The 14,379-nt window shown below is 44.1% G+C and carries 11 protein-coding genes and 1 pseudogene; 9 read left to right on the top strand and 3 right to left on the bottom strand.

All coding sequences use genetic code 11. The annotated features are described in order from the left end of the window. On the top strand, positions 1-839 hold an 839-nt coding region (locus tag AB5542_RS02105; protein WP_368242971.1), incomplete at its 5' end, for a Gfo/Idh/MocA family protein. A 9-nt stretch (positions 840-848) separates the two neighbouring features. Beyond that, a complete protein-coding gene (locus AB5542_RS02100; protein ID WP_279039898.1) occupies positions 849-1,571 on the top strand; it encodes an SDR family NAD(P)-dependent oxidoreductase in 723 nt (240 codons plus the stop codon). A gap of 30 nt (positions 1,572-1,601) precedes the next feature. On the opposite strand, the gene AB5542_RS02095 is transcribed toward AB5542_RS02100, so the two are convergent. Further along, the gene (locus AB5542_RS02095) at positions 1,602-2,687 is read right to left on the bottom strand and encodes a CDP-glycerol glycerophosphotransferase family protein (protein WP_279039897.1); all 1,086 of its coding nucleotides are present in this window, start codon (positions 2,685-2,687) and stop codon (positions 1,602-1,604) included. A gap of 296 nt (positions 2,688-2,983) precedes the next feature. Between AB5542_RS02095 and AB5542_RS02090 the strand changes: the two genes are divergently transcribed. The 7 genes and pseudogenes from AB5542_RS02090 (at position 2,984) to meaB (ending at position 11,879) form a co-directional block, all read left to right on the top strand. Further along, positions 2,984-4,183 (top strand): DUF3575 domain-containing protein, encoded by a 1,200-nt coding sequence (locus tag AB5542_RS02090; protein WP_162613769.1) that lies wholly within the window; start codon positions 2,984-2,986, stop codon positions 4,181-4,183. Then, the gene (locus AB5542_RS02085; protein WP_279037877.1) at positions 4,180-5,190 is read left to right on the top strand and encodes a DUF5119 domain-containing protein; all 1,011 of its coding nucleotides are present in this window, start codon (positions 4,180-4,182) and stop codon (positions 5,188-5,190) included. Before AB5542_RS02090 ends, AB5542_RS02085 begins: the two co-directional genes overlap by 4 nt. Before the next feature lie 33 nt (positions 5,191-5,223). Beyond that, the gene (locus AB5542_RS02080; RefSeq protein WP_279037879.1) at positions 5,224-6,300 is read left to right on the top strand and encodes a fimbrillin family protein; all 1,077 of its coding nucleotides are present in this window, start codon (positions 5,224-5,226) and stop codon (positions 6,298-6,300) included. Positions 6,301-6,401: 101 nt separating this feature from the next. Further along, positions 6,402-7,454: a fimbrillin family protein gene (locus AB5542_RS02075; protein ID WP_270543534.1), complete on the top strand. Its 1,053-nt coding sequence runs from the start codon at positions 6,402-6,404 to the stop codon at positions 7,452-7,454. Between the two features lie 9 nt (positions 7,455-7,463). Next, the gene (locus tag AB5542_RS02070) at positions 7,464-10,286 is read left to right on the top strand and encodes a fimbrial protein (protein ID WP_279037881.1); all 2,823 of its coding nucleotides are present in this window, start codon (positions 7,464-7,466) and stop codon (positions 10,284-10,286) included. An 11-nt stretch (positions 10,287-10,297) separates the two neighbouring features. After that, positions 10,298-10,564: pseudogene (locus AB5542_RS02065) on the top strand (HU family DNA-binding protein); the annotation flags it as partial. Between the two features lie 202 nt (positions 10,565-10,766). Further along, positions 10,767-11,879, top strand: a complete 1,113-nt coding sequence (meaB, locus tag AB5542_RS02060) for a methylmalonyl Co-A mutase-associated GTPase MeaB (RefSeq protein ID WP_209279490.1) — start codon at positions 10,767-10,769, stop codon at positions 11,877-11,879. Between the two features lie 720 nt (positions 11,880-12,599). On the opposite strand, the gene AB5542_RS02055 is transcribed toward meaB, so the two are convergent. Further along, positions 12,600-13,043, bottom strand: coding sequence for a type I restriction enzyme HsdR N-terminal domain-containing protein (locus AB5542_RS02055; RefSeq protein ID WP_279039884.1), 444 nt, complete (start codon positions 13,041-13,043; stop codon positions 12,600-12,602). Positions 13,044-13,047: 4 nt separating this feature from the next. Continuing rightward, on the bottom strand, positions 13,048-14,307 hold the full coding sequence (locus AB5542_RS02050; protein ID WP_279039885.1) for an S-adenosylmethionine:tRNA ribosyltransferase-isomerase: 1,260 nt from the start codon (positions 14,305-14,307) through the stop codon (positions 13,048-13,050). Positions 14,308-14,379: the final 72 nt, after the last annotated feature.

Genomic DNA, 14,379 nt, shown 5'->3' with positions numbered 1-14,379 from the left:
TGCAGTTTTGTGAAAGATTTGGCGTGACGAATTACGATTCGTATGAAGGTTTTCTAGGTGCGATTGATGCCGTGTATATAGCCTCACCTCACCTCACGCATTATGAATATATAAAAATGGCATTGATGGCCGATAAGCATGTCTTGTGCGAAATCCCTATGGTTTTGAGCGGGGAGGAGGCCAAAGAACTCTGCACGCTGGCTGAAGAAAAGCGACTGGTATTGCTTGAAGCATCTAAAACAGCCTTCTGTCCGGCATGGAATCATCTACTCACGCTCGTGAAAAGTGGGGTGATCGGGGAAGTAGTTGATGTCAAGGCTTCTTTGTCAAAACTCGTGCCCAATAACGTCAGAGAGATGGATGTTAATCAGGCTGGTGGTAGTGTTACAGAACTAGCTCCATTCCCTTTGATGGCTATCGTGAAATTGCTTGGCAAGGATTATTTAGGGGTGCATTTCTTTTCAAAAATGCAGGATGGGGTGGATATTTTCACGAAAGGTGAAATCGTTTATGGGAATGCGGTTGCTTCCATCACGCTGGGGTTGGGAGTGAAAACTGAAGGTAACTTGGTCATTTCGGGTACAAAAGGATACGTGCTTGTTCCATCCCCTTGGTGGTTGACGAATTATTTCGAGGTGAGATACGAGGATCAGAATTTGAATAAGAAATATTTCTATACTTATCAGGGTGACGGGTTACGTTATGAGATTCAGGAGTTCGTGACGATGGTGTTGAGTGGGCGGACAAGTAGCTACAAATTGAATCATAATGAATCAATCACGATCGCCAAGATCATTGGTAGTTACCGTGATTCGAATAATACAACATATTTAAAATAGGATTGTAGTATGAAGTATGCAGTTGTAACGGGAGGTACAAAAGGTATCGGGTTGGGGATTGTAAAAGTATTGTTAGAAAGAGGTTTTCACGTGTTTACGAATTACGCTCGTGATAAAGAATCGGCAGAACGGGTGGGACAAGAGTTAGAACAATGGAAGGATCGTTTGAGTATTGTTCAAGCCGATCAAAGTGATAAGGAGTCTTTTGCACGATTTGTTCAATTCGTGAAGTCTCGGGCCGAGTCCATAAGTTGTATTGTTTGTAACGCAGGGATGACCATACGGAAACCTAACATGGAAATTACGGATGAACAATGGGAACAAGTGATGCAAGTGGCTGTTAATTCTCACTTTTATCTGATCCGGGATTGTTATGAAATGATCGAGCCTGATTCCCGGATTATTTTCATGGGGTCAATGATGGGAGTATTGCCTCATGGAACGTCGTTGCCTTACGGTGTTTCTAAAGCGGCAGTTCATGCTCTTGCAAAGAATCTAGTCAAGGAATTTGAGGGAACGGGAACCACCGTTAACGCTATTGCTCCTGGCTTTGTTGAAACCGAGTGGCAAAAGAATAAGCCCCAAAATATTCGGGAAAATATTTATGGTAAGACTGCAATAAAAAGATTTGCAGCCGTTGATGAAATTGCAAACGCTGTTGCTTTTTGTCTGGATAATCAATTTGTAAATGGATCCGTTATCGAGGTCAGTGGAGGCTATTGTTTTAAATAAATAATAAGGGGCTGAATTTGCCCCTTGTTTTTATGCTTTTATGCTATTGTTTAGCTCTAGTAATTTGTCAACGATCCTTGGTGATACTTTTCCATTCACCACGCCCATGACATAGTGGATCAGCTCTTCTCGTTTGGCCTTGTTTTTATCCGTTCCGGCAAGGGCCTCTTGTGCATTTTTCACCATATTTTGATACTTTTTTGGGGTGTCCGCCACTTCCCATAGATAGAAATTTTCCGTGTCTAATCGTTTTCTCACTTTTTGAGGAAATAAGCGATCATGCAATCTGTATCTCAGAAACATATTGACAATAGCTGGTTTACCTATTCCGGCAAACTCGAATACGGCACTTGACATATCGGAAATCATTAAATCGGAAGCGTTTAAAAATGGCAGAATATCTGTTTCGTTAAAGTGGGCTAGGTACACGTTCGGGTATTTGGCCCACGTTTCTAGACGATGTAAATCTCTCCGGTATCTTTTTCGTAAAAATAGATGAGAGTGCGGTTTTAAAATGATATTATATTCGGCAAAGTCTTCCGGGAATTTCTTACCCATTTTCAAGATGGATGACGGGTAAAAAGTGGGAGCGTACAGTATGGTTTTTTTGTTTATGTCTAAATGACAGCTTTGGAGAAATTTGATACGATCTTCTTCTGTTAATTGAAAGTAATTATCCAGTTTAGAATATCCGGATATATAATAGATTGATTTTTTCTCCGGGAAGAGTTCGAGTAACCTGTCTTCCATGAATTTCCCATCCAAGAAACGTAAATCGACATCATTCAGATCCGGAGCGTAATTGACCGTTTTCCCGCCCCACGTGCCGTGCATGATGAGGGCAGATTTTTTGAATGGGGTCGAAATGTGACGCGGGGCATTCCCGAAAACCATGATATTACACTCCCGGTGCTCTTCATCAAGACAATACGTGAATCCCTTTTCTTGGCAATACTTGATGGATTCTTCCCGTTGATTCAATTCATCCCTTCCCCTGTTTTTAGGGATAATGATGACGTATGATATGTTTCGTTTAATGATTTCTTTGATGACGGGTTCGAAGTGAGGGATATAATATAGTTTCTCAAGATAAAAGCCGATCGTGTAATTTTCCATACGTAATTGTTGGTATATCTTTTCTCCTTTGATTTCGTGTTGAAAACGATCAAAAAACGATCGTTTTTTAACATTCAATCTTTTAACATTTGTCTTTTATCAAGAAAACGCACAACAATCTAGCTATCAAGACAGATAATAGGCCCTTATTCATTTGCATTTATCATTGTTATTCCCTAATTTTGTCTATCAATAAACGATCATTTTTTGATATTGACAATAAATCAGAAATATTACAAATCATGAAGGTGTATGCAATCATTCTTATTTTAATAATGCTTTTAACTGGAAGCATAATGCGTGTTCGGGCTCAGGAACATCAACACAAGACAGACTCGACAAACAACATTGTCCTCTATTTTAAAATTGACGGGGCTATTTTAGATAGCACGTACATGGGAAACAATGAATCTTTGAAGAAACTGGATGAGTTAATCAAAAATGAATTAATCATACCTAATCTCGACTCCATTACCATCGTGGCCTCCTCTTCTCCTGATGGCAAGGAAGCATACAACCTGGAGTTATCGAGGAAAAGAGCCGAAAGTGTCAAAGCTTATATCACGGGGAAATATCCCGAGATCAAAAAAGAGCTTGTCTATGCACGATACACCGGTGAGAACTGGGTTGATTTCAAACGTATGATCGAAACGGATAAAAACATCCCGCACCGGGAAAGATTAATTAACATCATAAATTCCGATCGTGAGAACGGAGCCAAGGAATGGTTGATCAAGACTCTAGCGAACGGGGAATCATGGCGTTATATCAGGAAAAACTTCTTACCACAATTACGCACGGGTGCTGTCTGCGTGATCTACTATAAGCGGGAGCCTGTCAAGGAAGAAAAGAAGGAGGAACCGAAGAAAGAAGAGAAGATTATCCCTCCACAAAAATCGGAACCGGAGACTCCGGTCATCCCGCTAATCATCTCGAAACCGTTATTCGCCATGAAAACGAACCTTCTCTACGACGTGCTTTCGGCCGTGAACCTAGAAATAGAAATTCCCATCGGTAAACAATGGTCCGTGGCTGCAGAAGGAATATTCCCGTGGTGGAAAGCATCACGTGCCGACTGGACCATGCAATTACTATCGGGACACGCCAGCGTGAAATACTGGCTCGGGGATCGTGACGCAAAAGAAGTTCTCACGGGATGGAACATTGGCCTTTACGGCGGAGTGGGGAAATACGATCTACAACTTTTCGATAAAGACGGGGAACAAGGCGACTTCTTTGATGCAGGTCTTCAAGCCGCTTACGCTCACAAGATCGGCAAGCATTTCCACATGGAGTATAGCCTCGGCGTGGGTTATTTACAAAGGGACACGAAAGAGTATGATAAAGTGAACGACACGATGTACGGGGACATAAAAGTTTTCAGGTTCCCGTGGAAAGTAGAGAGGAAACAATGGTTTGGTCCAACGTTCGCAAAAGTTTCCCTCGTTTGGTTATTAAATAAAAAAACAGTAAAAAAAGAAGGAGGTGTGAAATGAAAAACATAATTTATATCGCAACTCTTTGTTTCACACTTGCCTGCTCTTCATGCGACAGGGACAATCTGTTTTACGCCACGGAAGAACAAGGATTTGTACGCCTGAATATCAATTGGGAACCCTCACAATTAGAACCGAACGGTACCTCAGCCTACGTGTTCGACAACGAAAGCGGAAAAGCTGTCTGTGAATGTTTGATCAGCAGCGACCCTAACACGATTGATATTCCCCTTTACCCGGGTAAATATGACATCATGGTGATAAACAACACGGAAGAGGAATTAGCAAGCATTGACTTTACCGGTATCGAAAACCTACACACGTTCAACGCTGTCATTTCGGCCAATAAAGAGCCGAAGTACGCGAATCTATTATCAAAAGCAGAAGATAATAATTCCTACTTGACAGCATGCGACATCCTAGCCAGAGCACTCGTCAAGGCGATCGAGATTACCCCGAAAGATATTCACTATTACAAGGAAAAGCCGGCTACCGGAGAACACGAGGTCAGCCAAACGATCGAAGTCACCCCGGAACGACAAACAGAATTAATCGACATTGAGGTAAAAGTGATGAACATCACGTCAGCTGCCGGGGCCCCACGTTCCCACCTGACGGCCATGTGTGAAAGCGAAAACATGGAAAAAGCGATAAAGTTCGGGCATGGTATCACACACGAGTTCGTGCTGAACAACAAACGGGTAGACCCGGACAACTATAAACTCGCCACGATCACGAAGCAACTCATCTCGTTTGGTCCGGAAAAAGCAAACGGGAAATGCCTCAATGATCACCAACTCGTCATGAATTTCATCCTCGTGAACGGAGAAACCCACACGGTTTCCCTTAACGTGAAAGATTTAATTGAAACTTCACATGACGGGGTACAAACCGTCCACAAAATCCGGGCCGAGGTGACTCTCCCGGAAGCCATCGGTAACGGTGACGGGGTTTTCCACCCCGAGATTGAAGAATGGGAAGAAATTGAAACGGAATTGCCAATTTAAAAATAATGAATTATTCATTTTAATTTACTGATCATGAAAAAGAATCTATTGTACATGCTAACCGCTGCTGCCATGCTTGCCGGTTGCGCAAAAAACGACGTAGTTGATTCGGAAATCAACAAGGAGGGTAACCTGATCGGGTTCTCCACTTACAAGAACATCTCCAGGGGAAACCCGGTAGATGACAATAACGAATTTTTAACGAAAGACAACGCCTTTGGAGTAACGGCATTTATCAAGATAAATGCAGTCCTAAATGAAAATCCTTACATGGGAACGACTACCGAGGGCATTAAAATCGTATCTGACGGGGCGAAATGGACTTACGCCCAAGCAAGCGATCAAGCTTACTGGCCCGTGAATGGCGAATTGCTTGATTTTTACGCCTATTCCCCGTACGGGAATCCAGCTATCACGGCGAAAACTTTCGCCACGACCGGTTTAACGTTGAACTATACCGTTCCAGCCGAAGAAACCAATCAAGTGGACTTAATGTACGCTGTTGCCACAAACAAAACAAAACCTGATAACGGAAACAGCGTAACCATGCCATTCAAACACGCCTTGACTCAGGTGCATTTTGCAATCGGGACAAGTGCCACAAACCTGTTCGTGGATGTTGAGGAGAACGGGATTCAAATTCACAATCTGAAAAACACGGGAACTTTTGCATCTTCGACAGAAACATGGACTTTAAACGCTGAGGCTGCACCAGCCAGCTACACGGTTACCTCCGATGCCATTAATGAAGCAGGTTATGAAGTAAAGGAGGGCGCTCAAACATTCACCCCGATCGGAAGCGCAGACAAGGCATTAATGCTATTACCACAAACCTTAACGGTAAATGCAGATGTAGAAACTGGTAATTACCTGACGATCAATTGCAAGATATACCAAAAACTTGCAGATGGTACAAAAATTTATCTAAAAGGTAGCGACAGTAAATATGTTCCTGTAACAGTCGGTATTTCCGGAAACTGGGCAAGAAATCAAAAGATCACTTACAACTTAAACATCGGCGCAACAGCAGGCATTTTGGATCCGATCGAATTCGAAACGGACGTAGAACTGTGGGATCTTACTGAGGGTGGTACCATCAACGTAAAATAGCCCTCGCGCTTCATGCAACCTTAAACATGGCCTAACGGCTCACCCGCGGGCGGTTGAACGTCTGCCCGCAGGTACTAATAAAACCTCAAAAAAGTCAAACGATGAAAAGAAAAGAATACATTTTACTGTCGGCAGCCCTATTGATCGCGTTCACATCGTGCGACAAAAACGACCCGGAACCTGCCAACGACGGTGATAAAATAGATTTTATTGCCACGCCATTTCACGAATCCTTCATCCAGACAGATCAAGCCCGGGGAAGCGAAACGGGAAACGACGATATGCGAGATTTCGGTGTATACACCTACTACACGGCCGACGCTTTTATCCCGGGGACTAGCACCCCGAATTTCATGTGTAACACCCACGTGGAAAAGACAAGTGGCACATGGACTTACGAGCCTCTCATGTTCTGGCCTAATAATGGGAAACTGTCATTTTTCGCCTATTCCCCTTACGCAAGCCAAGGAGATTCGTACACCTCTTTAAGTTCCACCCCCTCCACGGCGGGGTATCCCCAACTAACCTACACGGTACCGGATGACGTGATTACCCAGCGAGATTTACTCGTATCCGTTCCCCTACTCAACCAAACGAAAACATCGAGGAACGCCGACGGTAAGTTACCATTAACATTCCGACACGCCCTCTCGTGCATCGTGTTCAATGCCAAGATGACAGACGCTTGCGATTTCCCGGTGAAAGTAACCTCCATCACCCTCGGGAATTTCAAGAACAAAGCGACACTCTCTTACGACGTCAGCAGCACCCCGGGAACATTTTCTTGGACAATGGCAGGAGATGCCTCGGACAAACCCTATTTGCTGACCATCAACAACGGACTACTAGAGGACGTGAACTTGAAAACAATCACGAACACATACCAGTCAATCAGCACCGACAACGCATTCTTGATGCTATTGCCACAAGCGATTGATGAAACAGACGAGATTAAAGTCACCGTGGAATACCAAGTAACAGGAAATATTCAGACCCAAACGATAACAGTCCCACTAAACCGGATAATAAGTACTTTGATCGCCGGGCAACGCTACTCGATAAATATACTAGTTTCCACTTTGGCAGACTTAACATTAACCTGCACGGTAGAGTCATGGCAGCAACAAGCAATTAACGTACCCGAATTTAAATAACAGAAAACTATGAAAAGATATATATACATCGCATATGCCTTGATTCTTACCCTAGCCGCCTGTCAAGATGATAAACTCGGGGACCATGAAAATAGCGGGAATGCAACATTAACATTGAGTTTCAACTCTTCAGACAACACGCTGTCACGCGCCGTGTCAAGTGACGAGGATGAACAAATAATAAGCAACGCTTACGTGTTCGTTTTCAATCAAGACGGGAGCAAGGTGTTCGGACAATTTTACAACAACATACACCAATCAAAGACTTACACGACCAAGGTGGAGAACATTCCCGCCGGGAACGGCAAGACCATAGCTGTTATCGCGAACATCAACACGACGATTCACGACCTGAATGACACAAAACTGGATGCAGTCACCTCGAAAGCCGATTTGTTGGCACTGACATCGCACATGCAGGGAGATTACATCGAGAGAGGAATCCAGTTTCTGATGAGCGGAATGAAAGAAGGAGCCGAGTTAATAGCAAACCAAAATAATGCAATCGACATCCCATTGACACGAACTGATGCGAAAGTACGTTTCAACGTGCAAACGAAAGAAGGCGTAACATTCACCCCTCGCGAGTGGCAGGTCGTTGCTATACCACAAGAAGTAAGTGTGTTACCGAACACCACACAAGGACAATTTGAATTTGAGAATTACTTTAACAGCGAGTGGAATAACTTTGAAATCTCCACCACGAACGCCATCACGTTCGCATTCTACATACCCGAGAACAAAGTAAACCCCAAGGGAACAATACCCGCAGAGGGGGAATATCACGATCAATATACCCTACGGGAAAAACAAGAAAAAACATCTAACGCCGACGGGAGCGTAACAAACGGGGCTTACCGATACGCGGATCAACGGGCGACCTACGTGAAATTGAAAGGAAATGTTTTTTATAGCATCGCTGGGGGACAAGAAATTTCAGCAGACGTAACTTACACCATTCACCTCGGAGGTGTGAATGGCGTGAACGATTACAACAGCCTCAGAAATCATTTTTATACTTACACGGTAACCATCAATAGCGTGGATGATATCATCGTCGAGGTTGAATCAACAACAGGCGAGGAACCCTCACCCGGAAGCGAGGGAGATGTTGTTGTCGCCGAACGGATTAAAAGATTCGATGCCCACAATGAAATTTTCACGACAACTTTCGAGCAAAAGAATATCGACGAGAGCTTGACTTGGAACGTTTACACCCCATTCTCCAATGGAGCAGAAAATGAAAATCCCAAAGACTACGACTGGATATATTTCAACATTAACACAAAAAGTAGAAATTTTTATACCGAAACTTTTGTAACCTACCAAGGAGATTATGGTGTTTACACGGATGCCGAATTCAATGATTTAAACTACCAACACCCCCTGGATCGTTACATGAACGATATAAACAGGGGAACACAGAAAATGCTAAACATCAAACAACTTGTCCGCATTTTAAAGGAATGTAAACGCAGGTATTCCGCATCACAAGGAAACCATTTATTTGATAGTGGAGATAAAATCATATTTACCACCTATCTTAAAGAGTATTACTATGACGTGAATCCGGAAAACCCGTCTGAAACCGTGGAAAACGGGCTTTGGAAAAAATTCGTCAACACACAGGAAAGAGTGCTCAATATTCTATCCAATCTTCAATACAGCCAAGACCAGATGAGTACCAAATCCATCGCATTGTACTCCATCAGGCAATCATCTATACAAACCATGTATAACAAGAACTTGACTGAAAACTTCACCGCATGGGGTTCCGAGGCTATACAGGATGAAACTCTTCTCCTGTTTGAAACAGAAAGAACTAGAACGAATCGCACGTATAACGATCTCAATAACGGACGAAAAAACTCCATCAATATGTGGATTGGAAACGAAATCATGAATTGGGACGACTACATAGATCCCACGACATGGGAAATGCAAGATTCATATGAAGCGGCCAAGTATAAATGCTTACGCCTTAATCGCGACATGAACGGAAACGGGCAAATCGACAAGGAGGAGGTTCAATGGTACTTGGCCAGTATCAATCAACTCTCGGACTTGTGGATCGGTGAAAACTCCTTTGACTCGCAATCCCGCCTATACAAACTCAGCACGTGGGAAATAAACAAACAATGGTATGCCAGCAGCACCGTACTAGAGAAAGATCGCCAAGGATGGGGTACTGATCGGAATCCTTATACTTACAGGGATAATCCCGAGATATTGTGGTCTTCGGAAGGTTCAACAGTCGGTCCTTTAAGTGGACCCGGATCCATTGCCTCGACCAAGGTGTACTACAGGTGTGTCAGGAATTTAGGACTAGCCAAAAATGCGAGCGAAAATGACCATCCAGAAGATTTCGTCACATATGATGCCGCAAACAGAACCATCACCTTAACCAAACTAGATCCCAAATCGATACGAGGTTTCAGTACCGTAGATGAGTTGCCCGATCACAACGAACGTGACGTTCGCGGGTACAACAAACCTTGGAATGCTTTTGAAATAAATGCCGATACATACGGAAACAGGTTAACCTGGGAGGCAGTCAACGCTCGCTCTCAACCCGGAGGAACAAATCCGGTATGCCCCAAAGGATGGAGGGTTCCCAATCAAAGGGAATTAGCATTAATGTACTCCAGGATGCCAAGAAACGAGACCTCTTGGCCTCTGAACAACCATTTTTCCAGAAGTAGCTTCAGTTTTAACACTGCTGGTGGCGAACGCGTTGGTTTTTCCGTTGAAAATACAGGATCGGTATATTACTTGATTAATAACAAAGACAATGACCGTGGCGGAGTCCGCTGTGTAAGAGACATTAATTAGTAAAAAAAGTATATATGAATAAACGAGAACTTACAGCGCTTATCGCAGAGCGCACCGGATTCAAGAAAAAGGACGTTCACACGACGCTACAAGCCACGATCGACTGTATTTCAGAAGTTATACTCGCCGGGAAACGAGTGACGTTCATGGGATTCGGTTCCTTCTATACCCAAGAGCGAGGCCCGCGAATAAGTTACAACGTGTACTCGAAAGAACGAAAGCACCTTGATACCCGGAAAGTAATAAAATTCAAATCAACGTTACAAAAAAGAAAATAAATGCAACCAGAAAGGGGACTCTTTTCATCAAGATTCCCTGAATACCGAGGCGAGATTCCGCGATGGATCTCGCCTTCCTCGTTATTCATCGCTTCTGCATACAATAAACTTTCCGGGATAAGACTCACCCTGAAACCACGATTTTTTACTTGTAACTTCCCCACATTAACTCTATCTTTGTCGAAGATTAATTTAAAACGCTATGCAACAAAATATAGAACATCCTGAAAACGAAGCTTGTTATGAAGGACTGGCCGTCAACAAGGGTATCGAACAGCCGGACCCCGTGAACCCGGCAATCGCGGAAAGATTGAAGCATCTGAGGAAAAAGACGCTTACCGCAGACGAGTACGTGGCAGGTATTCTTCGCGGGGACATTAACATTTTAAGCCAAGCCATTACCCTCGTGGAAAGCGCCCGCATTGACCACCAAGCCATGGCACAGGAAGTGATCAACCGTTGTCTCCCGAACACGGGTAAATCCGTCCGTATCGGGATCACGGGAGTACCCGGAGCCGGGAAAAGTACTTTCATAGAGGCTTTCGGGAAATTCCTCACCGGACAAGGACACAAAATTGCCGTGCTAGCCATCGACCCGAGTAGTGAACGCTCGAAAGGGAGCATTCTGGGAGACAAAACCCGTATGGAAGAGTTAGCCTGTGATCCACACGCCTACATTCGCCCTTCCCCATCGGCCGGCTCGCTAGGTGGCGTAGCCCGCAAAACGAGAGAGGCCATGTTGCTCTGCGAGGCTGCCGGATTTGACATTACCTTGATTGAAACCGTCGGGGTCGGTCAAAGTGAAACCGCCGTGCATTCGATGGTCGATTTCTTCCTGCTGGTACAAATTGCCGGAGCCGGGGATGAATTGCAAGGCATCAAGCGAGGCATCATGGAAATGGCCGACAGTATCATCATTAACAAGGCAGACGGTAACAACATCACCCGTGCCGAACTTGCTAAAGTTCAGTTGCAAAATGCTCTTCATCTCTTTCCCCCTCATGAATCAGGCGTGGAACCGAAGGTCATGACCTGTTCCGCTTACGAGAAAACCGGAATCAAGGAAATATGGGAAAACATACTGCACTATTGCAGCGAAACCCAACAAAGTAAATATTTCGACATCCGTCGCAGCGAACAAGCCAAGTACTGGATGTACGAAACCATTGACGAACAACTGAGGAATCGTTTCTACCAGAGCCAGAAAGAACAAATAAAAGAGGCAGAAGAAAAAGTGCAGCATAACGAGGAAAGTTCTTTTGCTGCGGCCTTCCGCTTGCTAGACAACTATTTCAAGGAAGACACGAAACTGTAATTGTAAAAATATTTCCGACATACTCGGAACGGGAGATTATCCGAAATCACTTTTGGATAATTTCCCGTTTCGGTTTTATATCACCTGAGAGCACCTTCTCCCAGGGCTTTACATGGAAATTACCTGACTGTTGGGCGACTGTTGGCAGGTAATTAGGCGCCATCGCCCGATTGTCGCCGCCTAGTCGCCCGATTATCGCCGCCATTTTAACAGATGATTAGTAAAAATAACATAGGACACATCCGCACGAAACGAGACAACAATAGGTCAACATAAAGACAATTTCAAACTTTTATCTATTCTAAGCCCCGATAGAAGTACTGATTTATGTTAGAACATACCAACACATATTCCGAAAATACAGTTTTAAGATAAGTACAGGCGTCAAATATTCCTTTGTAGAAGAATCATTAAACGAACGTTTAATAAAAATTCATTTCATCCATGCCTAACAAATATAATAATTTTTTAATAACCTGTGAATTGTTGATACACAGATTCAAAAAAAAGAAATGATTTGTGAGAATTTAGCGAAATTTGTTTATATTTGAATGGCATTAAACGTTGGTTTAATGATATAGAAGGATTAATGTAGCCTTTAGAAATTCAGAGTCCGCCTCTATGGTTGCAAATTGTATGTGAAAGAACATGTTACATTCCCATCGGCATCGCCTAGGTGATGCCGGGGGCATGTTCAATTCTTTTAAACAAAAATCCTGTTTACCCGCAAAAATTCGGAATTTCGGCTAACATTTGAAATTTTCCATTCCCAGAAATCTCCCCGCAAAAATGCAAGCACCCGTTCGTTATCGCGATAAAACGAGCTGCAATGGACAGATTATACTGGAATGCCTGATCGAAGACAGCCTGCGATAACACCACAGAAGGAGCCTTACACTCCACGATCAAGTAAGGGTTCGCCTGCCGGTCATAACATACCAGATCGAAACGCCTCCTCATACCGCACACTTGAATCTCTTTCTCGACAGCAATCAACTGGGCAGGATAACCTTTATTCTCGATCAGGAAATGAATGAAATGCTGCCTTACCCACTCTTCCGGGGTCAAAACGACGTACCTTTTCCGGATCATATCGAAAATCCAGATCTGCCCGTTCTGCTTTTTCACCTTGTACTCGAAAGGAGGTAAGTTCAAACTTTTCACGCGATCACTTTTTATCTTTTCTTACTTTCAACAAACTACTATCACCATAACTCAAAAAACGGAAATCATGAGCCAAGGCGTAATCATACACTTTGTGCCAATCTTCCCCGATGGCTGCCGCAACCAATAATAATAACGTACTCTGTGGCTGATGGAAATTAGTAAACATCGCCGTGATCACACGGTACGAATAGCCGGGAACAATAATAATCGTGGTCTTAGCCTTCAACAATTCGACATCTCGTTCATCGAACCACCCCAGCAAGGCTGTCATAGACTCTTTCAACGAGTAACCGGAAGGCAAGTCGTAAGCCTCCCACTGTCCTAGAGAACTGAAATCCTCATCTCCCAAAATTCGTTTCACGCCCATCCAGTAAAGGCTTTCCAGCGTACGGACGGATGTCGTTCCCACGGCAATAATATTTTCCGGATGAGTACACAGATGCTCCACGACTTCCCGCCGAACAGAAATATGTTCCGTGTGCATATCGTGTCCCCCGATCGTCTCGCTTTTCACGGGACGAAACGTCCCGGCCCCAACGTGCAAGGTCAGCTCCTCGATCGTTATCCCTTTTTCCCGCAAGGCTTTCAACACGGGGACGCTGAAATGCAACCCGGCCGTCGGGGCTGCCACCGATCCTTCGTTCTTGGAATACACCGTTTGATAGCGAATCTTGTCATCCTCTTCCGACTCCCGGTTCAAGTATGGCGGGATCGGGATACGCCCGCAACACTCCAGCACTTCACTGAAACTGGCCGGGGCATCCCAGGTAAATTCCACGATAACATCATTCTCTTCCCGAAGTTTCCGTGTCGCGGCCAACTGATACTCTTTTCCCTCAAACCGGTAATGACAAAAAATCGTTCCCTCTTTCCATTTCTTCAGATTTCCGACCATACATTTCCACTCGCACTTCCCGTAAGCGGCAAAGCTCTGCACGTAGTCCGAGGGCCGGTAAGGTTCCAAACAGAAAACCTCGATCACGGCTCCCGTGACCTTCTGAAAAAGAATCCGGGCATAGATCACCTTCGTGTTGTTAAACACCAACATCTTCCCGGCGTCAAGCATTTCCGGTACCTCGTAAAAATGCCTCTCGTCAATCCTACCCTCGTCATAAATCAACAACTTCGACGCCTCCCGGTTTTCCAGGGGAAACTTGGCAATCCGCTCGTCGGGCAAATCATACGTGTAATCCTCGATCCTAATTTCTTTTAGCTTTTCTACCATTTCACGAGAATTTTCGATCGCTATTTTTTTTGTCATTCGGCAATAATATCTTACTTTTAAGGCTGCAAAAGTAATGATAAATAACGAAAAAAAAGGAAATGGGATACT

Source organism: Butyricimonas sp. RTP31003st1_G1_RTP31003_210430 (genome assembly GCF_040920905.1).
In the GTDB taxonomy this organism is placed as follows: Bacteria; Bacteroidota; Bacteroidia; order Bacteroidales; family Marinifilaceae; genus Butyricimonas; species Butyricimonas paravirosa.
The sequence above is the reverse complement of the archived record's forward strand: the minus strand, read 5'-3'. Positions and strand labels throughout refer to the sequence as shown.